Raw genomic sequence first — 22,186 nt, forward strand, 5'->3', positions numbered from 1 at the left:
AACGACTGGGATCAGGCGAGACGGCCGTCATCGGCGGCGTCCTGCTCGGGGTTGGTGGTCCGCGCGGCCCGGTCGGGCTGGCGCGCGGTGGAGGTTTGCTGGCGGGGCTGCTGCTGGCCGCTTTGGGGCTGGCCCGATTGGGCCTGGCCCGCGGTCTGCTGCTGGTTGCCGGTGTTGCTTTGGGTCGACGGCGACTGGCTTTGGTTCTGGCTTTGGCCCTGCGACGACGACTGCGACGAATTGCCCGCCTGCTGCTGGCTCGCGGCGGCGGTGGCGGCCTCGACCGTCGTCTGGCCGATGCGGATCCCGCGGTCCTCGGCGATCGCGGACAGGCGGGCGCTGGCGCCCTCGATCAGCGCGCGCGTTTCGGCATTGTCGGATGCGAAGCGGACGTGCAGCGCGCCGCCGATCGTCTTCACCGACACGTCGAGCGCGCCGAGCGCGTCGGGGACCAGCCGGATGCGCGTGTCCTGCGCATTGGCGGCGTCGCGCAGCCGTTCGATCCGGTCGATCATCGTCGCCGGCCAGTCGTTCTGGCGCATGTCGAGCGGCGCCTGCGTCGGCGTGGCGGCGGTGCTGCGGACCTCGACGGCCTGCGCGGCGACCGGCGCCGGCGCGACCGGTTGCGCCTCGCGCTCTTCGCCGGTGCTGGCGGCATGGATCGCGGCGCCGAATACCTCCGCCGCCGACGCGGTCGTGCCGGCCACCGGTTGCAGCCGTGGCAGCGCCTGCGCGCTGAGCGCGACCGTCTGGCGCGGCGTACCGGCGACTTCGCGCGCGAACGTCTGGCGGGCGGGCGTGGGCTGTGCAGCGGGGGCAGGCTCGGCCGGTGCGTCGGCGACGACCGCGGCACCGGCGACGGGCACCGGCGCCGCCGCGGCGATCACGGGCGCGGTCTCGGCCGGCGCGGGTGCGGCGACCTGTGACGGCGCGGGGGCGGGGGCCGTCTCGCTGCGCGGCGGCGTGGCGGCGGGCAGGGGCGATGTCGTGACGGGCGTCGCAGCTGACTGCGCGGGGGACGTCGCGACGTCAGGGGCAGAGGTCGGCGCGGCGGCCACGTCGGCGGACGGGGCCTGACGCCCGCGGCCGGCGGCGGAGGGGCGGGGGCCAGTGGCGATGGGCGCCCGAGCTGTCGTGGCGGGCGCTGCGGCCATCGGTGCCAGCGTCGCGGCGGAGGGGGGCGGTGTGGTCGGCGGGGCGGTGGGCGTCGCGGTCGGCTGCGCGACCGGCACGGTCAGGAGCTGAGTCGGCGCGGCAACCGCCACGGTGTCCGGCTGGACGGGCGCGTCGCGGCTCGGCGCCGGCTGGTCATCGGCGGTGGTGGTTGCCGTATCCCGTTGCGGCATCGGGCTCGACGTCGCCGTGCGGTCCTGCACGACACTATCATGCTGCGCCATGGCGGCATCCGGCGTCGCGGCGGGCGAGGGTGTCGCCACCATCGTATGTGCGCCGACGGCTGGACGCGAGGCCTGCCTGGCGCGCGGCGACGCCACGGATGCGGGCGCCGCCTCAGGCTGCCGCGCCGCGGGCTGCTTGGTCTCCAGCTGCGGAGATTCGGGCTGGGGCGCTACGGCGACGGGGATAGCAGGCGTCGCTGCGGCCGGCGTCGGATCGACGACCGGAGCGACGTTGGCGGGCACGACGGCGGATGCGTCGGTCTGTGCCGCCGCGTCATCCGCGTCTTGCTCGGTCGAATCTGTGTTGGCGGACGCCTTGGTGTCGGACGATGTGGTCGCGGCGGCCAAGGGGCGGGCGGGCGCCTCCGCGATACCCGCCTTGGCCTCGGCCGGCCGCCCGACAAGTTTCGCCTTGGCACCCGCCGCAGTCTGCGGGAGGGAGGTAGGGGCAGGCTGGGCCGGCTGTGGAACGGGTGCCGCGGCGACCGGCGTATCCGCCGCGCCGAGGTCGACCATCGGCGCCTCCACCGGTGCCGGCTGCGGCAGGCGAATCGTCGGCGCCCCGGGAGTGGTCGCGACAGGCGCGGGCGCGTTCTCGGTCGGCGCGGCGGGAATGGCCGGGGTCAGATCGGGCGAAAGCACGACGGACGGATCGACGGGAGCCGGCGTGTGCGCGACAGGCTGCGTCGTCGCGACGGGATCCGCCTTGGGCGTTTGCGCGGCAGCGACCGTAAGCGGCGCGATTGGCGCAGGCGTGGTTTCGGCGGCGTGCGTAGCGGGCACCGGCGCGTTAGACGGCGCGGCGACGGGTTCCGGTACATCGGCCGCGGCCCGTCCGGTATCAGCGGCATTCGGGGTGGCGACCGGGGCCGCGACGATGACGGTCGGCGCAACCATCGCCTCGACCGAAACCGTACCGGCCGAGGCCGCCGCCGCGACGGGCGCCGCGACAGCCGGCGCCGCCGTGACATCCACGTCTGCGGACGGGGTGGCCGGCTCCGTCCTCGTCACTGCGGCAGGTGCGGCAACTGGCGCGGGCAAGGTGCTGGCCATCGCCTTCGCCGACGTACCGCTGCTCAAAGTCTGCACCCTGGCCGCAGGGGTAGCAGGGGCCGCAGGGACGGCAGAGGTAGCAGGGGCCGCAGGCGTAGCAAGGATCGCCGGCATGGCCGTCGCCATCGCGGCAGGCTTCGCAGCCACCGGCACGGCCGGCTTGGCAGCCAGCGCCGCGGGAATCTCGAGCGGTGCGGGCACCGCGATATTGACCGCGGGCAGCCACGCCAGCGCGGGATCGACCTCGGCCGTCGCAGGGGCCGCCGCAGGCGTCACCGCCGTCGCCACGGCCGGCAGCGCCATGCCAGGAGCGGCAACCGTTTGCCGCCCGGCCGGGGCGCTTGCCGCCGCCCCAGCTGGCGTCGCGGCTGCCGTCTTGGTCGCAAGGATAGGCAAGACTGCCGCGGCACCCCCCGGTGCCACGGCAGCCTCGTCCTCACCACCGCCGATCTGAAGCATCGACAACGCAAACAGATCACCGCCCGCCGACGACGCGCCCTTGCCCGGATGGCCGGGGGTGGGAGAGGCGACGGTAAGAGCAGTGTCGATCATGGTCATCATCTCATCGGACAGAGGTGTCCCGAGACAGTCAGCAAGGATCGTGCCGTTTTGCCTTCAGTGGCGACACGGGCGGGGTCTCTTCCAGCGCGCGCATCTCTTTGGCCAAGGCGGTGCGGCGTGCGCGCTCCAGCAGTTTCTCGATCGCGCTCTGGTCGCGCTTGGCGGACCGGGTCGCCTCGGCGGCGCGATTGACCATCAGTTCGGCGGTGTCGACGCGCGCCTGGGCGGCGGCGGCGGACTGGTGCAGCCGTTCGCGGAAATGCGCCTGCGCCCCCATCGATGCGGCGGAAACGCGCGTGTCCGGCGCGGGCGCGACCGCATCGGCCAAGGCCCGGATCCGGTTGTGGAGGCTGGTTTCGCTGGCGTGCTTTTCGTGCGCGCGCATCTCGTCGGCGCGCACCAGCCCCAGTTGCAGCGTGCGCACCCGGAGAATGCGCGCGAGCTTCTTGGCGTCAGGCACCGAACACGCCGGTCAGTTCGGCGATCGCCTCGTCCAGGCTGACCGTCTCGTTCGACGCCTGTTTGATATATTCCATCACCACCGGATGCGCGGCGATGGCATTGTCGATCGCCGGATCGGCGCCGGGGCGATAGGCGCCCATCAGCACGAGGTCGCGATTCTCTTCATAGGTCGCCAGGTGCCGGCGCAGCACGCGCGCGGCATGGATGTGATCGGGGTGCGCGATATCGGTCATCACGCGGCTGACCGACGGACCGATGTCGATCGCTGGATAGACGCCGCGCTCCGCCAGATGCCGGTTGAGCACGATATGCCCGTCGAGGATCGACCGCGCCGAATCGACGACCGGATCGTTGCCGTCGTCGCCGTCGGCCAGCACGGTGTAGATGGCGGTGATCGACCCGCCGCTGCGCACGTCGGTGCCGGCACGCTCGATCAGATTGGGCAGCATTGCGATCGCGGAGGGCGGATAGCCGCGCGCACTGGCAGGTTCGCCCAGCGCCAGCCCGATCTCGCGGCCCGCATGCGCGACGCGGGTCAGCGAATCCATGATGAGCAGCACCTTCTTGCCCTCGTCGCGAAAGGCTTCGGCGATAGCGGTGGCGCGCAGCGCGCCACGGATGCGCAGCACGGGGCTGTGGTTGGCGGGCACCGCGACGACGACGGCGCGCTGGCGCGCCTCGCCCGCGACCTTGGTTTCGAGGAAGTCGGCGACTTCGCGGCTGCGCTCGCCGATCAGGCCGATGACGATGACGTCGGCCTTGGCCGCCTTCACCATCATGCCGAGCAGCACCGACTTGCCGACGCCCGATCCCGCCATGATGCCGACGCGCTGCCCCTGGCCGATCGTCAACAGCCCGTTGATCGCCCGCACGCCGACGTCCATCGGCTCCAGCACGCGGCCGCGGTCGAGCGGCGATTGCAGCTTGCCGGCGAGCGGCCACTTGCCCGCACCGCGAATCGGACCCAGGCCGTCGATCGGCTTGCCCGATCCGTCGACCACGCGGCCCAGCATCGCCGCGCCGACCTCCGCCTCGCCCGGCGGGCCGATCGGGCGCACCGGCGCGCGCGGCAGCAAGGCGGCGGGGCCGCCCAGGTTCATCAGCAGGGTACGGCCGTTGCGAAAGCCGATCACTTCGGCCTCGACCCGCGCCGCGCCCGTGTCGTTCGCGCTGCCGCCGCCGATCTCGCAGATCGTGCCCACGGGCAGCGACAGGCCCACCGCTTCCATCAGGAGGCCGTCGTAGGAAGCGAGCCGGCCCGACACCTTGGCGGTGGGGCGGAAGTCGGCGACGCCCAGCGTCTCCAGATAATCGGTGGTAAAGCGGTTCAACATCACGCGTCCGGGTTGGTCACGACGGGCAGCGGCACGCGCTCGATCGCCTGCGCCAACTGGCTGAGCCACAGGTCGGGGCCGTCCTCGACCAGGGTGGAGGCGCTTTCCAATACGAAGCTGCCGCGGGCGAGATGGGGATCGGCCGCCGCGAAGATCGACTTGGGCAGAGCATCAGCCAGCAGCGGCATGTCGTCGGGGTTGAGGCGCAGCAGCGCGGATTCGCTGGCATCCGCCAGCAGCTCCGCCGCCGCTTCGATCCGCGCGTTCAGCATGTCGGCGCCGACGCCGCATTCGCCGACCAATTTGCTGACCAGCATCATCACCGTGGTGCGCAGCTGGTGCGCGATCCGGTCACGGTCGAGCTGGTGGCCGTTGGCGAGCGCCGCGGCGAGCTGCGTCATCAGCGCCGCATCGCGGTCGCCGCTTTCGCGTGCCGCAGCGGCGGCAGCGGCCAGGCCCTCGGCATAGCCGGCGGCGTGCGCGGTTTCGACGGGATCGATGAAGGCCGTGGGTTCGGCCTCGGCGTCCAGCGGGTCCCACCCTTGCGTCGGCTTGTCGCCGTCGCGATCGGCGGGGCTGAAATGCTTCGGTCCGACTGGGCGCTCGTCCGCATCGTCCGCGGCAGCGCGCGCGCGCGAATAATCCGGCGCATCGCCGCCCAGTTCGCGCTCCAGCGTCGCCCACATGTCGCGCGGCGTGAAGCCGGGCACCGGCGGCGCGAACGCCGCCTGCAACAGCTGCGCCGTGGTGTCGTGGCGCGAGGCGAAGCCCGCGACGAAGTCGGTCGGCTGGAGCGGCACGGTGCCGCGCGCAAAGGCGTCAGACATAATCGTCGTCGCCCGCACCCATCACGATCGTGCCGTCCTTGGCCAGGTTGCGCGCGATGGTGATCATCGCCTTCTGCGCCTCCAGCACCTCGGCCAGCTTCATCGGCCCGCGCGCCTCCATCTCGTCGCGGATGCCGTCGGCGGCGCGCGCCGACATGCAGCCCAGGAAGCGGTTGCGGCCGTTCTCGTCGGTGCCCTTCAGCGCGCGCGACAGGATGTCGCCGTCGACGTTGCGGATCAGCGTGCCCAGGTTCTTGTCGTCCATGTCGAGCAGGTTGTCGAAGATGAACATCGCCTCTTCGATCGCCTTGGCGACTTCCTTGTCGATCTTGAACAGCTTGGGCATCACGCGCTGCTCGGTCGCCTTGCGCGCGCCCTGCAGGATCAGCGCCGCCTCGCGCGTGCCGCCCAGCGTCAGCCCGCCCGACGTGGTGCCGCCGCCATTGCGCCGGTTGGCGAGCACGGTCTTCAGCGTCTCGATCGCATCGGCGTTGATCGGCCCCAGCCGCGCGATGCGGTGCAGGATGTCGGGCTGCACGCCTTCGGGCAGCAGTTCCAGCACCTTGCCGCCGACCGCGGGTTGCAGATGGGCGATCATCACCGCGGCGATCTGCGGATGCTCCTTCTCGATCATCTGCGCGATTTCGGGCGCGTCGAGCCAGTTGAGCATCTCAAGCTCGCTCGACGTTTCGGCCGGGCCGATGCGCGCCAGGATGCTCTCCGCCTTTTCCTCGCCCAGCGCGCGCGTCATCAGCGCCTGCACCTTGGCGCGCGGGTCGAAGGTGATGCCGTTGCGCTCGCGCGCCTTGCCGGTGAAATCGTCGAGCACCATCTGCATCTCCTCCTCGGAGACGTCGGCGACGTTGAGCATCGCCGTGCCCAGCTCGCGCACCTCATCGGGATCGAGCTTCTGGAGCATGGCCGCGGCCTCTTCCTCGTCGACCAGCATCATCAGCACCGCGGCGCGTTCGACGCCGCTGAAGGTGCGCGGGGCGGGGGCTTCGCTCACTGCTCTTCAGCCTTCATCATGTCGCGCAGCGCCAGCGCGGCGCGGGCCGGATTGTCGCGGGTGAAGCCGCGCACCGCCATGATCCGTTCGTCCATGGTCTGCGGCTGTTCCAGCTGCTCGAGCGTCACCGGCTCGTGGACGGCGATGCCCAGCGGCGCGGTGCCGTCGGCGCCGATCCCGGCGGTGGCGCCCTCGGTGCCCTCGGCGCCGTCCGGCGCGTCGGTCTTGCCGGCGGCCTCCGCCTCGGCCTTCGTCTTGGCCAGCGTGTCCTCGCGCTTGCCCATCAGGCCCTTGGCGATCGGACGGACGCCGAGCAGCAGGACGAGCAGGGCGATCAGGATCGCGGTGCCGTTGCGCGCCGCCACCGGCACCCAGGCATTGTCGTACCAGGCGGGCGGGGCGACGTCGGTCGCGTCGGCGAACTTGCGGCTGATGACCGTCACCTGATCCTGCCGCGCGCCATCGAAGCCAACCGCGCTCTTCACCAGATCGGTGATCTGCTGGATCTCCATCGCGGTGCGGCGGCTCTTGTCGGGATCGCGCAGCAGTACGGCGACCGACAGGCGCTTGATCGACCCCGGCGTCGCCTTGGTCACCGACACCTCGCGGCCCAGGTCATAGGCGCGCTGGAAGCTGTCGCTCTGCTTGTTGGGGTTGGGGGCGGGGCCACCGGCGACCGGCGAGGGGTCGGGCGTCGGCGCCGCACCCGATGCACCGTTCGCGGCCTGCGGCTGCTGCAACTGGCTGGCGGGCGGCGGCGTGTTGCTCAGCGCACCGGGGATGCCGCCGGGCGTCGTCGGGCTGGGCGCCTGATTGCCGGTCCAGTTGCCGGTCTCGGCACGCAGCGCGCCCTGCTTGTCATAGCTTTCGCGCGTCGCCTGCGTCTGGTCGAGGTTGATGTCGGCCTGCACTTCGGTGGTGAAATTGCCGGCGCCGACCAGCGGGGTCAGCAGCTGGATCAGCTGCTGGCGCACCTTGTCCTCGGTCTTGCGCTGCATTTCCAGCCGCGCATCGCCCTCGGCATCGACGCCGCTCGCGCCGCCGGGCTTTGAGAGCAGCGCGCCCATCTGGTCGACGATCGTCACGTCCTCGGGCTTCATGCCGGGGACGGAGCTGGCGACGAGGTTGATGATCGACTGGACCTGCGCCTGGCTCAGCGCGCGGCCACCCTGCAGCTTGACCACCACCGATGCGGACGGCGATGCCTTGTCGCGCACGAACACGCTGGCTTCGGGCATCGCGAGGTGGACGCGCGCCTCGGCGACCGCGTCGATATCCTCGATCGATCGGGCAAGCTCGGTCTCGCGCGCCTGGCGCAGGCGCTCGCCCTCCACCGCGCGACTGACGCCCATCGGCAGCTGGTCGAGGATCGCATAGCCGCCGGGCGCCTGCTTGGGCAGGCCCTGGCCCGCCAGCAGCATCCGCGCCTTGCTGTACTGGTCCTCGTCGACGGTCAGGGCACCCGTGCCCTCGTCGATCCGGCTCTTGATGTTCGCTTGGGTCAGCGCGGCGGTGACCGCCTGCTTGTCGGCGTCGGTCAGCCCCTGGAACAGCGTCTTCTGCGTCGGCGTCGACAGCGTCATCCACGCCAGCGCGGCGGCGCCGATCAGCGCGACCAGCATCGCCATCGGCAGGCTGCGGCGCACCGCGGGCTGCGCCAGGACAGACTTGATCTGCAACAGCGGGTTGGCGAACTTCTCGGGCAGCGCGGGCGCGGCACCGGGCGTGGTGGTGGCGAGTGCAGTGGTCATCGATTACACCGGCATGCTCATGATGTCCTTGTAGGCGGACAGCAATTTGTTGCGGACCTGCAGCGTGGCCTCGAACCCTACCGAGGCTTCCTGGCGGGCGAGCATCACCTTGGCGATATCGACCGTCTCACCGCGTTCGTAACTTTCCGACAGCGCGCTCGCCTTGTTCTGGCTCGCGTTCACGTCCTTCAGCGCGTCCTGCAGCGTGTCGGCGAAGCTCGCGGGCTTCGTCGCGGCACTCTGCGTCGGGGCCGCGCCCTCGGCCGATCCGGCGCGGGCGAGCGCCTGGTTGCGTTCCAGGATCTGCGCGCGCAGCTGCATCACGCGGTCGACGCTCATCGCGCCACCCACACCACCGACGCCGCTCATGCCGAAGCCGCCCAGGCAGTGGCGGGCCGGGCGAGGTCGTCACCCTGTTCGCGCGCCTTGGCGAGGCGATAGCGCAGCGTGCGCTCGGAGATGCCCAGGCGCCGCGCGGTCTCGACGCGGCTGCCGCCGCACGCGGCCAGCATCTCGCGGATCGCCTGGAATTCGCTCATCTGCACCACATTGCCCAAGGTCGCCGGCTCGGCGGGCAGGGCAGGGGCGGCGGGCGCGACTGCGAACAGCGGCGTCACCGGGCTGGTCTCGCGGAAGGTGAAGCTGATCGGGCGGTCGAACACGATGTGGCTCGCCTCGATCGTGTCGCCGCCGGCGAACAGCAGCGCGCGCTGGATCACATTCTCCAGCTCGCGCACGTTGCCCGGCCAATCGTGGCGGATCAGCGTCTCGACCGCCTCGGCGGTCGGCCACGGCACCACCGCGCGGGTTCCGGCATGGCGCAGGATCATCGTTGCGGCGAGCGCCGGAATGTCCTGCGTGCGGTCGGCGAGCGGCTTGGTGCTGAGCGGGAAGACCGACAGGCGGTAGTAGAGATCGGCGCGGAAGCGGCCCGCGGCGACTTCGGCCTGCAGGTCGCGGTTGGCGCAGGCGACGACGCGCACGTCGATCGGCTGCGGCACGGAGGCGCCGATCGGCACCACCTCGCGCTCCTGCAGCACGCGCAGCAGCTTGGCCTGCAATTGCAGCGGCATCTCGGCAATCTCGTCGAGCAGGATCGTGCCGCCGTCGGCCGCGCGGAAGAAGCCTTCGCCGCCCGACGAGGCACCGGTGAACGCGCCCTTCTGGTGGCCGAACAGCAGCGCCTCCAGCATGGTTTCGGGCAGCGCCGCGCAGTTGATCGCGACGAACGGCCCGTTCTTGCGGGGCGAATTGTTGTGGATGGCGCGCGCCAGCACTTCCTTGCCGGTGCCGGTCGGCCCGTTGATCAGGACGGTGATGTCCGCCTGCGCGACGCGTTCGGCCAGCGCCAGCAGCGCCAGGCTCTCGGGGTCGGCGGCGGTGGGCGTGTCGGGGCCGGCGACCAGCGCGCGGGCAAAGCCGTTGCCGACCGCGGCGTCTTCGGGACCGAAGGCGATGCGCGCCGGATTGCCGCCCTGCGAGGGCACGACGTGGCGCGGGCCATCGCCGATGATGACCGTGCGCGCCGGGGCCGGCGGGGCCTCGCCCTCGGCGACCAGGAACAGGTCGGTGGCTGCGGGCTGGCCGGATTCGAACGATCCGATCCCGAAGCCCTGGGCGCGCAGGCCCGAAACGAGCGCATATTTGCGGTGCATCACTGCAGCGGAAGGAAAAATCGAACGCATGGTCATCCCCCAAGGATGAGCGTTGAAATGCGGCAAGACTGGTAAACGGGTCGTTAAAACGGTTGCCGCCCGGCAAAATATTTCCGGGCGCTCGTGCGCGCGCGCCGCGCCCGCCCCGCACCCGTGCCCGCGTACGTCGCACGTGCCTGCATGCGGGCGCGTGCTTTCTCCTGCCGCGCAATCCGGGTTCCCGGCCATCGCCGATGGCCCGCGATTTTTTTGCTTAAAGCCCGTTTCGACCGGCCGTTACCCACCATGACGGCTCGGCCTTCCTCGCCAACGAGGCAGCGACAGGCCGCAGACCAATGGAGGTTCTCATGGCTGTTATCGGTACTAACGTTGCTTCGATCCGCGCCGCCAATGCGTCGACGGCCGCCAACCAGGCGCTGCAGACGTCGATGGAGCGCCTGTCGACCGGGCAGCGCATCAACTCGGCGAAGGACGATGCCGCCGGCATGGCGATCTCGGACACGATGACCGCGCAGATCCGGGGCATGAACCAGGGCATCCGCAACGCCAACGACGGCATCGCGATGGCGCAGACCGCCGAAGGCGCGCTGGGCGAAGTCGCCAACATGCTGCAGCGCGTTCGCGAACTGACCGTGCAGGCGACCAGCGGCACCTACAGCTCGTCGGACAAGACCAACATGCAGGCCGAAGTCTCGGCACTGAAGACGCAGATCACCTCGACGCTCGCCAACACGCAGTTCAACGGCAACAAGCTGTTCGACGCGACGGCCGGCACCGTCAACACGACCGGCACCGCGCCGGCCCCCGTCGTCGCCGTGTCGAGCACGTTCAAGATCCAGGCGGGCGCCAACGCCGCCGACGCGGTCAGCCTGACGTTCAACAAGCTGACCAACAACGCTTCGCTGACCGCGGTCATCGGCGACGCCACCGCCCCGGCGCCGGCGCCGGTCCCCGGCATCGACCTGACGACCGCCGACAACTCGGCGCTCGCCACCGTCGATACCGCGCTGAAGACGGTCAGCACCTATCGCGCCGGCCTGGGTGCCGCGCAGAACCAGCTCCAGTCGGCGGTGAACAACCTCACCACCAACGCGACCAATCTTACCGCGGCGAAGAGCCAGATCACGGACGCCGACTTCTCGGCCGAAACGACCGCCCTCGCCAAGGCGCAGATCCTGAGCCAGGCCTCCACCGCGATGCTCAGCCAGGCCAACCAGAGCCAGCAGGGCGTGCTCAAGCTGCTCCAGTAATGTCCTCCCTGACGGCCGGATAAATTCCGCAAGTTCGGACCGCGTCCGGCCGTATCCCAACATGGTAGCTCAGCCTTTCGCCCAGGGGGGGCGGCGGTGAGGTGCCAATAATCAACCAAGGATTGTCACATGGCTGTTATCGGCACCAACGTCGCCTCGCTCCGCGCGGCTAATGCTTCCACCTCCGCCAACGCGATGCTGCAAACGTCGATGCAGCGCCTGTCGACCGGGCAGCGCATCAACTCGGCGAAGGACGACGCCGCCGGCATGGCGATCTCGGACACGATGACCGCGCAGATCCGCGGCATGAACCAGGGCATCCGCAACGCCAACGACGGCATCGCGATGGCGCAGACCGCCGAAGGCGCGCTGGGCGAAGTGTCCAACATGCTGCAGCGTGTCCGCGAACTGACCGTGCAGGCGACCAGCGGCACCTACAGCTCGTCCGACAAGACGAACATGCAGGCCGAAGTCACCGCGCTCAGCGCGCAGATCACCTCGACGCTCGCCAACACGCAGTTCAACGGCAACAAGCTGTTCGACGCGTCGGCCGGCACCGTGACCGCCGCCACTGCGGCACCGGCCCCGGTGGCGCCCGCCTACAGCACGATCAAGATCCAGGCGGGTGCGAACTCGGCGGATGCGATCAACCTGAAGCTCAACAAGCTGACCGACGACACGACGATCACCAACGCGACGTCGCTCGATCTCACCACCGCAACCAACACCGCGCTCGCCACGGTCGACTCGGCACTGAAGACGGTCAGCACCTACCGCGCCGGCCTGGGTGCCGCGCAGAACCAGCTCCAGTCGGCGGTGAACAACCTCACCACCAACTCCACCAATCTTACCTCGGCGAAGAGCCAGATCACGGACGCCGATTTCTCGGCCGAAACGACTGCCCTCGCCAAGGCGCAGATCCTGAGCCAGGCATCCACCGCGATGCTGTCCCAGGCCAATCAGAGCCAGCAGGGCGTGCTCAAGCTGCTCCAGTAAGGTTCCGCTACCCGCGCAGCTCCGTCACCTTCGCGGTGACGGAGAGGCTCCTTCCTAACCCCCCTTACAGAAGGAACGATCATGACCGTCATCGGCACAAACGTGGCATCGCTGCGCGCCGCCAATGCCTCCACCAACGCGAATGCCGCGTTGTCCACCGCGATGCAGCGCCTGTCGACCGGGCAGCGCATCAACTCGGCGAAGGACGACGCTGCCGGCCTCGCGATTTCCGATACGATGACGGCCCAGATCCGGGGCATGAACCAGGGCATCCGCAACGCCAACGACGGCATCGCGATGGCGCAGACCGCGGAAGGCGCGTTGGGTGAAGTCTCCAACATGTTGCAGCGTGTCCGCGAACTGACCGTGCAGGCGACCAGCGGCACCTACAGCACGTCGGACAAGGCCAACATGCAGGCCGAAGTCTCCGCTCTGTCGACGCAGATCACCTCGACGCTCGCCAACACGCAGTTCAACGGCAACAAGCTGTTCGACGCGTCGGCCGGCACGGTCACCGCCGCCACCGCGGCACCGGCACCGGTGGCGCCCGCCTACAGCACCTTCAAGATCCAGGCAGGTGCGAACGCGGCCGACTCGGTGAACGTCAAGTTTAACAAGCTGACCGACGACACGACGATCACCAACGCGACGTCGATCGACCTCACCACCGCGACCAACACCGCGCTCGCCACGGTGGACTCGGCGCTGAAGACGGTCAGCACCTATCGCGCCGGCCTCGGCGCCGCGCAGAACCAGTTGCAGTCGGCGGTGAACAACCTCACCACCAACTCCACCAACCTGACCGCGGCGAAGAGCCAGATCACGGACGCGGATTTCTCGTCCGAGACGACCAACCTCGCCAAGGCGCAGATCCTCAGCCAGGCCTCGACCGCGATGCTCGCGCAGGCGAACCAGAGCCAGCAGGGCGTGATGAAGCTGCTCCAGTAACGGCAGCCGACGACTTTCAGTAACCGCGTACTTCGGCGCGGGCACCGCCCCCCCCAAGGGTGCCGGCGCCGGACCGAGCTCGTCCCCCAAGGTCGAGCAAGCCAGAGCCCCGGTGGTCGCCAGCGACCGCCGGGGTTTTCGGCGTGATGCCGCACGCAACGCCCGCCGCACGCACACCGTCTTCCAGCAACCATCGTGTCGTTCGACAAATGCGGCGCGCACCGCCCGCCCCACATTCTCCGTCACCCCGGACTTGGTCCGGGGTCCACTCCGCGGCGAGGGGGATGGCTAGGGCCTCCAGCCGCGCCCCCGCAGCCTGGTGGACCCCGGAACCAGTCCGGGGTGACGTGGTGTGCGGGGCGGCCATACCGCCCCCAGCCGGGCGCCGTTACCGATGCGCCGCGCGCGCCAGCCGGTCGTTGATCGCCTCGCCCAACCCCGCATGCGGAATCGGCGCGATCGCGATCCCCGCGGCATCGCTCGCATCGGCCCGGTGCAACGCATCGAACAGCCGCGCCGCCGCCTCTATCAGGTCGCCCGACGCCGACAGCGTGTCGTCCCCTATTATAGAGTCATAGCCGATCAGCCATTCACCCGCGCGCCGCTCGGTCGCCTCCAGCCGCAGCGGCTTGACGGGGGCATAATGCGTCGCGAGCTGACCCGGCGCGGTGATCGCCGCGCCCTCCGCGCGGCGCGTCACGGGGAAGGGCAGGTCCGCCGCCGCGATCGGCCCCGGCCGCAGGATCGTCCGCCCGGCGACAATCGTCGATTCCACCCCTGCCGCGCACGCGCCGTCGTCGATGATCAGCGGCACCCGCGGTCCCAGGCTCCTGGCGACATGCTCCGCCCGCGTCGGGCTCAGCCCGTTGCTCGCATTGGCTGACGGCGCGGCGAGCGGCGCCCCGCTGGCGGCGAGCAACGCCTGCATCGCGCGATGCCGCGGTACGCGCAGCGCGATCGTGTCCAGCCCCGCCGTCACCAGCGCGGCGATCCCGGCGTCGGCGCGCAGCGGCAGCACCAGCGTCAGCGGCCCCGGCCAGAAGCGCGCCGCCACCGCCCGCGCATCCTCGTCGAACACCGCGATCCGCTCTGCCGCGGCGAGATCGGGCACATGGACGATCAGCGGATTGAAGCTCGGCCGCCCCTTCGCCGCATAGATGCCCGCCACCGCCTCTGCATTCCGCGCGTCGGCAGCGAGGCCATAGACCGTCTCGGTCGGCACCGCGACGCATTCGCCGCGGGCGATTCGCTTGGCCGCCTCGTCGATCGCGGCCATGCCGTAGGGTAAGATGCGCGGGTTTGGATCGGCCATTTTCCGACGCTATATCGTGCTGATCCTTGGGAGAGAATGATGTCCTTTACCGCCGCCGTCGCCGACCAGCGTTTCGTGCTGGAGCATGTCGTGAAGATCGACGAACTGGCGAACACGGATCGCTTCGCCGCCGCCAGCGCCGACGTTGTCGATGCCGTGCTGGAGGGCGTCGCGAGCTTCGCCGCGGGCGAATGGGCGCCGCTCAACCGCGAAGGCGACACCGTCGGCGCAAAATGGACCCCCGACGGCGTCCATATGCCGGCCAATTTCATCAAGGCGTATAAGGATTACGTCGAGGGCGGCTGGGGCACGATCGGCGTGCCGGAGGATTTCGGCGGCCAGGGCCTGCCCTTCGCGATCCAGACCGCGGTACTCGATACGTTGGGCAGCGCCAACATGGGCTTCGCGCTCTGCCCGACGCTGACCGTCGGCGCGATCGAGGCGCTGATCCACCACGGCACGCCCGACCAGCAGGCGCAATATCTGCCGCACCTCGCCACCGGCGCCTGGACCGGCACGATGAACCTCACCGAACCGCAGGCGGGCAGCGACGTCGGCGCGCTGCGCTCGACCGCCAAGCCGCTGGGTGACGGCAAATGGTCGATCAAGGGCACGAAAATCTACATCTCGTTCGGCGACCACGACATGGCGGACAATATCGTCCACCTCGTCCTCGCCCGCACCCCCGATGCGCCCGCCGGCACGCGCGGCATCAGCCTGTTCCTCGTCCCCAAGTATCGCCTGAACGCCGACGGCACGCCCGGCGACTTCAACGACGTGCGCGTCGTGTCGATCGAACACAAGATGGGCCTGCACGCCTCGCCGACCTGCGTCCTCTCCTTCGGCGACCATGACGATTGCATCGGCGAGCTGATCGGCCCCGAACATGGCGGCATGCGCGCGATGTTCACGATGATGAACAACGCCCGCCTCAACGTCGGCCTGCAGGGCGTGCAGGTGGCCGAAGGCGCGACGCAAAAGGCGGTCGCCTATGCCCTCGAACGCGTCCAGTCCGCCCGCGCCGGCTCGCCCGACAAGAACCCGGTGCGCATCGTCGAACACCCCGACGTCCGCCGCATGCTGCTGCGCATGAAGGCGCAGACCCAGGCCGCCCGCGCTCTCGTCTATTATGCCGCGGGCCAGGTCGACCGCGCCGGCCTGGGCGATGCCGCGGCGAAGAACCGGCTGGAGGTGGTGACGCCGCTCGCCAAGGCGCACGGCACCGATATCGGCAACGAAGTCGCCAGCCTCGGCGTCCAGGTCCATGGCGGCATGGGCTATGTCGAGGAAACCGGCGCCGCCCAGTATTTCCGCGATGCGCGCATCACGCCGATCTACGAAGGCACCAACGGCATCCAGGCCGCCGACCTCGTCGGCCGCAAGCTGGGCCTGGAAAACGGTGCCGCCTTCACCGCGCTGGTGGCCGACATGCGTGCCGAGGCGCAGCACCCGGATCTCGTCGCGCTGATCGACGCGGTCGACCAGATCGCCCACCGCCTCGCCACCGCGGACGCCGACGACAAGCTCGCCGCGAGCTATCCGTTCCTGACGATGACCTCGGTCGCGACCTGCGGCTGGCTGCTGGAACGCGAAGCCCGCCATGCGACGGGCGACGAAACCTTCGCCCAGATGAAGCGCGCCAGCGTCGCCTTCTACCTCGACCAGATCGTCCCCGAAGCGCTCGGCCTTAAGGCCGCGGCGACGGCGAAGGCGGATGTGCTGTACGCGGTGCCGGCAGAGGCGTTCGCCGCCTAAAAAGTCCTCCCCCGCCAGGGGGAGGTGGCACCGGCAAAGCCGATGACGGAGGGGGCGGTCAGCGACGTCCTTCATAACGGAGGATGCCGCCGACCTCCCCCTCCACCATTCGGCTGACGCCGAACGGTCCCCCTCCCCCTGGCGGGGGAGGTTTAAGCGCCGCCCCACCCACACCGCCACCCCGCATTCGCTCCGGGGTCCACGCCTCCATGGGGGGGCAGGAGTCTCCAGACCGGCGCGCTCGCCCGGCATGACGCCGGACCGAGCGTCACCGAAGCCGTCACAGCGCTGAACTCCTCCCCCGCCAGGGGGAGGGGGACCGTTCGGCGCAAGCCGAATGGTGGAGGGGGCGGTCAGCGATGTCCTTCATAACGGAGGATGCCGCCGACCTCCCCCTCCGTCACCGCTTCGCGGCGCCACCTCCCCCTGGCGGGGGAGGACCGGGCATCGCCCCGCCCCCACCGTCACCCCGGACTCGGTCCGGGGTCCACTTTTCCGCGAGGGGACGGCAAGAGCCCCCGTCTCCGCCCCTAGCCGCCGGCAGCCTCCGGCACGCGCCCGCCGTGCCGCGGGCAGGAAAGGCGGCACCACCCACCACCCAACCCTTGCCAACCGCAGCATTCGTCCCGAAAGCGCAGGTATGTTCGATCTCGACGCCTATCTCGCCCGCATCGGCCTGCCGGCCCGCGTGACCCCCGACGCCGAAGGCCTCGGCCGCCTGCAGCGCGAACACCGCCTGGCGATCCCGTTCGAAAACCTCGACGTCCGCCTCGGGCGCGGGATCGCGATCGACAGCGCCAGCGTGTTCGCCAAGCTCGTCACCGCCAAGCGCGGCGGCTATTGCTTCGAACACAATCGCCTGTTCCTCGATGCGCTCGCCGCCTTGGGCTTCGACGCGCGCCCGCTGCTCGCCCGCGTCTGGCTCGGCGCAACCGAGGTGCCGCCGCTCACCCACACGTTCAGCCTCGTGACGATCGACGGCGCGGACTGGATCGCCGACGCGGGCTTCGGCGGCAGCTATGCGCCGGTCATGGCGCTGGTCGACGGGTGGGAAGTCGACGCCCCCGACGGCGCGCGCTTCCGTCTGACGCGCGACGCCGCGCACGGCTGGATGCTGCTGCGCAAGGGCGCTGCCGGCTCCACCGACGGCCGCGGCACGGGCGAGGGCTGGCAGCCGCAATACAGCTTCCACGAAACCGCCGTCGCCGATGCCGATCTCGCGCTGTCCAATCACTGGACGTCGACCGCGCCCGGCAGCCGCTTCACGCAGATTACGATCGCCAGCATCGTCCTGCCCCATGGCTTTGCCGGGCTCACCGATCGCCGCTACCACCGCCGCGCGGGCGATAACGACACCGAAAGCGAGATCACTGATCCGCGCGTCTACCGCATGCGCATGTCGCTGATGTTCGGCATCGATCTGACCGCGGACGAGGTGGCGGCACTGGGGCTGTTCTGACGATCGCGTCACCCCGGCCTTGAGCCGGGGTCCCGCTTCTTCTCCCGCCTCGGTAAGAAGCGGGACCCCGGGTCGAGCCCGGGGTGAAGGGGAAATGGGGGCTTACACCCGTTCGGCGCTCAGCAGGTCCGCCGCATCCAGCCCCAGCAAATCAATATAGCCCCGGATCCGCGGCCACTGATTTTCGATGAAGCTCGCACGTTCCGCCGCGCGCAGCTTGTCCGCCGCGCCGGGCAGTACGAACATGCCGACGCCGCGCCGCACCTCGACATAGCCGTCGTCCTGAAAGCTCTGATACGCCTTGGCGACCGTCAGCGGGTTGGCGCCATGTTCGGCGGCAAAGGCGCGAACCGAGGGAAGCTGGTCGCCCGTGCGGTAATCGCCGCGCAGGATCCCGGCGGCGATGGTGCCACGCAGCCGGATGTAGACCGGGCTGTCCTCGTTGCTGAGCGCTGTCATGGTTGTTTAATACACCAGTCGCACAAAAGGTCCATCCCAAACCTTTCCGTCCGAACCTGCCTTAAAATCCGTGCGATCAGGGCCAGTGGCTGATCACGCGTGCCAGATCGGGACGGGGCCGTTCGTCGAGCGGCCGACCGGGCGTGCCGAGGAAGACGAAGCCCGCAATCCGTTCGTGCGGCCCGCCGAAGGCATCGCGCACGCCTTCCGAAAAGGTCGGCCAGCCGGTCAGCCAGCCGCCCGCAAAGCCCATCGCATGCGCGGCATGCAGCAGGTTCATCGTCGCTGCGCCCGCCGACAGCTCCTGCTCCCAGCGCGGGATATGGCTGGTCGTGTTGGGCGACGAGAGGACGACGACCAAAGCCGGCGCCTGGTGCGCAAACTGCTCCAGCGATTCGATCTCGGTCCGCGCCGCCTGCGGGCGTTCGGCGCGATAGGCATCGGTGATCAGCGTCGCGAGCGCGGCGCGATCGTCGACGATGACGAAGCGCCAGGGGGCGAGCTTGCCATGGTCCGGCGTGCGCGCCGCGATGGCGATCATCTGCTCGAGCTGCTCGGGCGAGGGGCCCGGCGCGGTCAGGTCGCGCGGCTTGCCGGAACGGCGCGTGGTCAGCAACGAAAGCGGCGTGGAGGTGTCGTTGAACATGGCGGCCGCCATAGCCGCGAGACGCCGATGTTTACAGTCGCGGCTTTGTCGTTACTCTTGATACCATTAACGACGATGCGTGCGCAGCGATGCGGCACAGTTCAGGGAGCGTAACGAATGGTGGACACCCCGACCGCGGACAACCGCGGCGAGCCTGACATCAGCCATATCAATCCGGCCGCCGAAAAGACCTGGTTCGGCCACCCCCGCCAGCTCGCGCGCCTGTTCACCACTGAAATGTGGGAACGCTTCGGCTATTACGGCATGCGCGCGCTGCTGACGCTCTATCTGACGCAGCATTTCCTGTTCGGCGACCGCGCGGCGACCGGCCTGTATGGCGGCTATACCGCGCTCGTGTACCTGACGCCGCTGGTCGGCGGCTATCTGGCGGACCAGTATCTGGGGTCCAAGCGCGCAGTGAAGTTCGGCGCGATCCTGATGGCGCTCGGCTATTTCACGCTCGCCTTCGGTGGCCAGCCCGCCAAGCCCTATGCGACGATCGATGGTCAGCGCTACGACGTCGCGGTCGCGCAGGTGAACGGCGTCGAGACGCGCTACGTCATCGACGGCACGCAGAAGCTGGCGATCAAGGGCAATGACGACGGCAGCGTCGCGCTGCTCGGGGCCGACGGCCAGCCGCAGCGCACGATCGCCAAGGGCGGCTTCGCGTCGGACGGCGAGCGCAGCACCTTCTACACGACGCTGATGCTCATCGCCTTGTGCATGATCTCGGTCGGCAACGGCTTCTTCAAACCCAATATCTCGACCATGGTGGGTGAGCTCTACGCGCAGGGCGATCGCCGTCGCGACAGCGGCTTCACCATCTTCTACATGGGCATCAATCTCGGCTCGCTGCTCTCGCAATTCCTCTGCCCGCTGCTCGCGGTGGGTATTCCGGGCGTCTGGGCAGGCCTTGGCTGGTGGGCGGGGTTCGGCCTCGCCGCGCTCGGCATGCTGCTCTCGTGGATCCTCATCCAGTTCGATGGCGGCCGCCTGACCGGTTACGGCGAACAGCCCGCGGGTCAGCCCGCCAACCGCACGCTCGGCATCTATGCCGCGGCGCTGATCGGTATCCCCTTGTTCTACCTTCTGTTCGTCAACCTGATGAACAGCGCGGAATCGACAGCGGGAGCGGGTTCGATCGTCGCCTATGTCCTGGCGCTGCCGCTGATGGGCAAGTTGCTGTTCGGCACCTTCATCATCGCGGTGCCCGGCATCCTGATCTGGAGCTTCGTGTCGGGCAGCCGCACCGAATTCCAGATGATGCTGGCGGCGATGGTGCTCATCACCTTCAACGTCGTGTTCTGGACGCTGTTCGAACAGGCCGGCTCCAGCCTCACGCTGTTCGCCGATCGCAACACCGACCTCCACATCTTCGGCTATCCGATCTCGGCCGGGCAGACGCAGACGTTCAACGCGCTGTTCATCGTGCTCTTCGCGCCGGTGATGGCGGCGATGTGGACGAAGCTGGCATCGCTGGGCCGTGAACCGTCGATTCCCGTCAAGTTCGGCATCGCGCTGATGGGCGTCGGCGCAGGGTTCCTGTTCCTCGTCTTCGGCAGCCGCTTCGTCGGGCCGGACTTCAAGGTCGGCATCTGGTGGCTCGCAGGCCTCTATCTGATCCACAGCCTCGCCGAACTGTGCATCTCGCCGGTCGGCCTGTCGATGATCACCAAGCTGTCGATCGCGCGCATCGTCGGCCTGATGATGGGTGTGTGGTTCCTCTCGATCTCGGTCGCGCAGTATTTCGCCGGCATGATCGCGCAGGTCGCCAGCGTCGAAACCGTCGGCGGGCAGGTGACGAACCTGAAGGTCAGCCTCGACACCTATAACGGCGTCTTCACGCTCATCGCCGAATGGGCGATCGGCCTCGGTATCGTGTTGCTGCTGCTGTCCTGGCCGCTCAAGAAGTGGATGCACGGCGTGAAGTAAGCCAAGCCCGTCACCCCGGCCGCAGAGCCGGGGTCCCGCTTCTTCTGTCTGCGGCGAGAGAAGCGGGACCCCGGGTCAGGCCCGGGGTGACGGGTTCTGGTCGGGCCGCTTCTCCCGCCCCACCACGCTCGTCACCGCCACATCCATCGTCACATTGCCCACGGTCCGGAACAGGTCCGGCACCGTCTCCACCGCCACCAGCAAGCCCAGCGCCTCGATCGGCACGCCCATCGCGAAGGCCACCGGCGCTACGCTCGCGAAGAAGCTGATCGTCCCCGGCAGCGACACCGACCCCATCGTCGTGATCGCCGCGGTCGCCACCCCCGCCGCGAGCTGTCCCGGTCCGATCGGCACCCCCAGCCAGTGCGCGACGTACAGCGCCACCGCCAGGTTCATCGCCGGGCTCGTCGCGCGGAATATCGCCACGGCGACCGGCAGCACGATCCCCGCCGTCGCCGGAGCGACGCCCAGCGCCTCGGACCCTTTCAGCATCGCCGGCAGCGAGGCGAGCGAACTTTGCGTGCTGATCGCGATCCCCTGCGCCGGCGCCACCGCCCTGGCGAAGGCACGCACCGGCACGCCGCCGAACACCCGCGCCACGGCATAGCCTGCCAGCAGCACGATGAAGCCGATCGTCGACACGAGCACGATATAATGGACCAGCGCCCCGAACGCCGCCGCCCCCGTCCGCGCGCCGACACCATAGGCAAGCGCGAAGATGCCGATCGGCGCCAGCTTCAACACCCAGCCGATGATCACCAGCATCGCGTCCGTGATGCTCTGGAACAGGTCGGTCAGCCGCTTGCGCGATTCCGCCTCCAGCCGCGTGATCGCAAAGGCGAAGGCGAGCGTGAACACCGTCAGCGGCAGGAACGCGTCACCCGAGGCCGCCGCCACGACATTGGTCGGCACGATCGTGTTGAAGAAATCGGCCAGCGTCGGCACCTTGCCCATCACCGGCGCCGCGGTCAGCGCGGCACGCAGCGCCTGCGACCACGCCTCCGGCAATGGCCAGGCATCCAGCAGCAGCGGCATCACCGCCGCCGACATCAGCGTCGTGCCCCACAGCACCACGACGAACAGCGCCACCGCGCGCCCCGCAATCCGCCCGGCGCGCGCCGCTTCCGCCGTCGCGGCGATCCCCGTCACCAGCAGCCCGACGATTAGCGGCACGATCACCATCTGCAAGCCATGCAGCCACGCCTCGCCGATCGGCTGGGTGACGGTCGTCACCGCCAGCGCGGCGTCACGATTCAGCGCGACCCCCAGGATACCGAGCGCGATGCCGGCGACGAGCGCCAGAAGGATACGGGTGGCTTGCGACATCGGGTTCCTTGGCGCATCGGGAAAATACGAAAACGCATAGCGGGACGGAAACCA

At 69.5% G+C, this 22,186-nt stretch carries 18 protein-coding genes; 6 read left to right on the forward strand and 12 right to left on the reverse strand.

The genetic code is table 11. The features are described 5' to 3' along the window. Positions 1-11: 11 nt before the first annotated feature. From ACP7A3_RS11450 to ACP7A3_RS11485, 8 genes are read right to left on the reverse strand one after another with little or no spacing between them, the layout of a single operon-like run. Entirely contained in the window at positions 12-3,002 is a 2,991-nt protein-coding gene (locus ACP7A3_RS11450; RefSeq protein ID WP_426255634.1) for a flagellar hook-length control protein FliK, read from the reverse strand. A 37-nt stretch (positions 3,003-3,039) separates the two neighbouring features. Then, positions 3,040-3,471, reverse strand: a complete 432-nt coding sequence (locus ACP7A3_RS11455; RefSeq protein WP_426255635.1) for a hypothetical protein — start codon at positions 3,469-3,471, stop codon at positions 3,040-3,042. Further along, positions 3,464-4,807, reverse strand: a complete 1,344-nt coding sequence (locus tag ACP7A3_RS11460) for a FliI/YscN family ATPase (RefSeq protein ID WP_426255636.1) — start codon at positions 4,805-4,807, stop codon at positions 3,464-3,466. Before ACP7A3_RS11460 ends, ACP7A3_RS11455 begins: the two co-directional genes overlap by 8 nt. After that, positions 4,807-5,634, reverse strand: coding sequence for a FliH/SctL family protein (locus ACP7A3_RS11465; protein WP_294313894.1), 828 nt, complete (start codon positions 5,632-5,634; stop codon positions 4,807-4,809). The genes ACP7A3_RS11460 and ACP7A3_RS11465 overlap by 1 nt, the downstream gene beginning before the upstream one ends. Continuing rightward, positions 5,627-6,643, reverse strand: a complete 1,017-nt coding sequence (gene fliG, locus ACP7A3_RS11470; RefSeq protein WP_017980123.1) for a flagellar motor switch protein FliG — start codon at positions 6,641-6,643, stop codon at positions 5,627-5,629. The genes ACP7A3_RS11465 and fliG overlap by 8 nt, the downstream gene beginning before the upstream one ends. After that, complete coding sequence (fliF, locus tag ACP7A3_RS11475) at positions 6,640-8,394, reverse strand: flagellar basal-body MS-ring/collar protein FliF (RefSeq protein WP_018250612.1); 1,755 nt, start codon at positions 8,392-8,394, stop codon at positions 6,640-6,642. The genes fliG and fliF overlap by 4 nt, the downstream gene beginning before the upstream one ends. A 3-nt stretch (positions 8,395-8,397) precedes the next feature. Beyond that, positions 8,398-8,763: a flagellar hook-basal body complex protein FliE gene (gene fliE / locus ACP7A3_RS11480; RefSeq protein ID WP_017980121.1), complete on the reverse strand. Its 366-nt coding sequence runs from the start codon at positions 8,761-8,763 to the stop codon at positions 8,398-8,400. Further along, complete coding sequence (locus ACP7A3_RS11485) at positions 8,760-10,079, reverse strand: sigma-54 interaction domain-containing protein (RefSeq protein WP_426255637.1); 1,320 nt, start codon at positions 10,077-10,079, stop codon at positions 8,760-8,762. Before ACP7A3_RS11485 ends, fliE begins: the two co-directional genes overlap by 4 nt. Positions 10,080-10,396: 317 nt before the next feature. Between ACP7A3_RS11485 and ACP7A3_RS11490 the strand changes: the two genes are divergently transcribed. From ACP7A3_RS11490 to ACP7A3_RS11500, 3 genes are all read left to right on the forward strand, one after another. Beyond that, positions 10,397-11,299 carry a flagellin gene (locus ACP7A3_RS11490; RefSeq protein ID WP_018250613.1) on the forward strand — a complete coding sequence of 301 codons (903 nt, stop codon included), beginning with the start codon at positions 10,397-10,399 and terminating at the stop codon, positions 11,297-11,299. Positions 11,300-11,428: 129 nt separating this feature from the next. Beyond that, positions 11,429-12,295: a flagellin gene (locus ACP7A3_RS11495; protein WP_241890263.1), complete on the forward strand. Its 867-nt coding sequence runs from the start codon at positions 11,429-11,431 to the stop codon at positions 12,293-12,295. A gap of 81 nt (positions 12,296-12,376) precedes the next feature. Further along, positions 12,377-13,243: a flagellin gene (locus ACP7A3_RS11500; protein WP_017980117.1), complete on the forward strand. Its 867-nt coding sequence runs from the start codon at positions 12,377-12,379 to the stop codon at positions 13,241-13,243. A 388-nt stretch (positions 13,244-13,631) separates the two neighbouring features. Here the strand turns inward: ACP7A3_RS11500 and ACP7A3_RS11505 are convergent, their stop codons facing one another. Then, entirely contained in the window at positions 13,632-14,555 is a 924-nt protein-coding gene (locus ACP7A3_RS11505) for an L-threonylcarbamoyladenylate synthase (protein ID WP_426255638.1), read from the reverse strand. 36 nt (positions 14,556-14,591) lie between these two features. On the opposite strand from ACP7A3_RS11505, the gene ACP7A3_RS11510 reads away from it, so the two are divergent. Continuing rightward, the gene (locus tag ACP7A3_RS11510; protein WP_426255639.1) at positions 14,592-16,310 is read left to right on the forward strand and encodes an acyl-CoA dehydrogenase; all 1,719 of its coding nucleotides are present in this window, start codon (positions 14,592-14,594) and stop codon (positions 16,308-16,310) included. A 640-nt stretch (positions 16,311-16,950) separates the two neighbouring features. Then, entirely contained in the window at positions 16,951-17,769 is an 819-nt protein-coding gene (locus ACP7A3_RS11515) for an arylamine N-acetyltransferase family protein (RefSeq protein ID WP_426255640.1), read from the forward strand. 102 nt (positions 17,770-17,871) lie between these two features. Here ACP7A3_RS11515 and ACP7A3_RS11520 read toward each other — a convergent pair whose 3' ends face one another. Both ACP7A3_RS11520 and ACP7A3_RS11525 read right to left on the reverse strand, forming a co-directional pair. Further along, the gene (locus ACP7A3_RS11520; protein ID WP_244056775.1) at positions 17,872-18,228 is read right to left on the reverse strand and encodes a GntR family transcriptional regulator; all 357 of its coding nucleotides are present in this window, start codon (positions 18,226-18,228) and stop codon (positions 17,872-17,874) included. 76 nt (positions 18,229-18,304) lie between these two features. Then, positions 18,305-18,874 carry a nitroreductase family protein gene (locus tag ACP7A3_RS11525; protein ID WP_426255641.1) on the reverse strand — a complete coding sequence of 190 codons (570 nt, stop codon included), beginning with the start codon at positions 18,872-18,874 and terminating at the stop codon, positions 18,305-18,307. A 117-nt stretch (positions 18,875-18,991) separates the two neighbouring features. On the opposite strand from ACP7A3_RS11525, the gene ACP7A3_RS11530 reads away from it, so the two are divergent. Continuing rightward, on the forward strand, positions 18,992-20,806 hold the full coding sequence (locus ACP7A3_RS11530) for a peptide MFS transporter (protein WP_294286436.1): 1,815 nt from the start codon (positions 18,992-18,994) through the stop codon (positions 20,804-20,806). Between the two features lie 75 nt (positions 20,807-20,881). On the opposite strand, the gene ACP7A3_RS11535 is transcribed toward ACP7A3_RS11530, so the two are convergent. Next, complete coding sequence (locus ACP7A3_RS11535) at positions 20,882-22,132, reverse strand: dicarboxylate/amino acid:cation symporter (protein ID WP_426255642.1); 1,251 nt, start codon at positions 22,130-22,132, stop codon at positions 20,882-20,884. Between the last annotated feature and the right edge of the window lie 54 nt (positions 22,133-22,186).

The sequence above is a fragment of the Sphingomonas sp. DC5200-1 genome, from assembly GCF_049897245.1.
Lineage (GTDB): Bacteria > Pseudomonadota > Alphaproteobacteria > Sphingomonadales > Sphingomonadaceae > Sphingomonas > Sphingomonas aquatilis.

Coding starts and splice junctions, on each gene's coding strand:
- ACP7A3_RS11465 (WP_294313894.1), bottom strand. CDS start 5,634: ATGTCTGACGCCTTTGCGCGCGGCACCGTGCCGCTCCAGCCGACCGAC.
- ACP7A3_RS11500 (WP_017980117.1), top strand. CDS start 12,377: ATGACCGTCATCGGCACAAACGTGGCATCGCTGCGCGCCGCCAATGCC.
- fliE (WP_017980121.1), bottom strand. CDS start 8,763: ATGAGCGGCGTCGGTGGTGTGGGTGGCGCGATGAGCGTCGACCGCGTG.
- ACP7A3_RS11510 (WP_426255639.1), top strand. CDS start 14,592: ATGATGTCCTTTACCGCCGCCGTCGCCGACCAGCGTTTCGTGCTGGAG.
- ACP7A3_RS11505 (WP_426255638.1), bottom strand. CDS start 14,555: ATGGCCGATCCAAACCCGCGCATCTTACCCTACGGCATGGCCGCGATC.
- ACP7A3_RS11460 (WP_426255636.1), bottom strand. CDS start 4,807: ATGTTGAACCGCTTTACCACCGATTATCTGGAGACGCTGGGCGTCGCC.
- ACP7A3_RS11530 (WP_294286436.1), top strand. CDS start 18,992: ATGGTGGACACCCCGACCGCGGACAACCGCGGCGAGCCTGACATCAGC.
- ACP7A3_RS11450 (WP_426255634.1), bottom strand. CDS start 3,002: ATGATCGACACTGCTCTTACCGTCGCCTCTCCCACCCCCGGCCATCCG.
- ACP7A3_RS11495 (WP_241890263.1), top strand. CDS start 11,429: ATGGCTGTTATCGGCACCAACGTCGCCTCGCTCCGCGCGGCTAATGCT.
- ACP7A3_RS11535 (WP_426255642.1), bottom strand. CDS start 22,132: ATGTCGCAAGCCACCCGTATCCTTCTGGCGCTCGTCGCCGGCATCGCG.
- ACP7A3_RS11525 (WP_426255641.1), bottom strand. CDS start 18,874: ATGTTCAACGACACCTCCACGCCGCTTTCGTTGCTGACCACGCGCCGT.
- fliF (WP_018250612.1), bottom strand. CDS start 8,394: ATGACCACTGCACTCGCCACCACCACGCCCGGTGCCGCGCCCGCGCTG.
- ACP7A3_RS11485 (WP_426255637.1), bottom strand. CDS start 10,079: ATGCGTTCGATTTTTCCTTCCGCTGCAGTGATGCACCGCAAATATGCG.
- ACP7A3_RS11515 (WP_426255640.1), top strand. CDS start 16,951: ATGTTCGATCTCGACGCCTATCTCGCCCGCATCGGCCTGCCGGCCCGC.
- ACP7A3_RS11520 (WP_244056775.1), bottom strand. CDS start 18,228: ATGACAGCGCTCAGCAACGAGGACAGCCCGGTCTACATCCGGCTGCGT.
- ACP7A3_RS11490 (WP_018250613.1), top strand. CDS start 10,397: ATGGCTGTTATCGGTACTAACGTTGCTTCGATCCGCGCCGCCAATGCG.